The following is a 538-nucleotide window of genomic DNA, read 5'->3' on the forward strand; positions in this document are numbered from 1 at the left end:
CTTCACATCATTAGTGACACTGTGACAGAGTTCGGCGATTTAACTTTCAGCTACGATGCGGCTGGCAATGCAGTATTTACTGACGGCGCAGATTTAACCGTTAAGCTGATTGGTGTTACTGAAACAGATATTAATACCTACGGTGCCGATTTATTTGTTATTTAAAATCTAGTTTAAGGCGCTAGTCATTTAGCGCCTACATCATTCGATTAAAGTGGAAGTAATCGTGCAGAAAACAGTTTTCAAAGAAGTCAGACAAAAACTATGCACGCTTGCAGGTTTGCTGATCGGTTTTAGTCTCTTCATTAATTTACTCGTACTTGCTATCCCACTTTATATGTTGCAAGTGTACAACCGAGTCATCTCATCTTATTCGACTGACACCTTGTTGCTTCTTACCATCATCGTGTTGGCGGCTTTGTTTACTATGTCCATTATCGATATTGCTCGCGCACAAATGAGTAAATCGTTCGGATTTTGGATGGACGCGAAACTTTCAGTGTTCATGCTTAAACGAAGCATTCAGTATCAATCGCAT

2 pseudogenes are annotated in these 538 nt (G+C 40.1%); both read left to right on the forward strand.

Annotated elements, in window-relative coordinates:
• Positions 1-165, forward strand: a pseudogene (locus R7Q09_RS27910) (calcium-binding protein); the annotation flags it as partial.
• 61 nt (positions 166-226) lie between these two features.
• Positions 227-538 (forward strand): annotated as a pseudogene (locus R7Q09_RS27915) (type I secretion system permease/ATPase); the annotation flags it as partial.

The organism is Vibrio sp. 2130-1 (assembly GCF_033339515.1).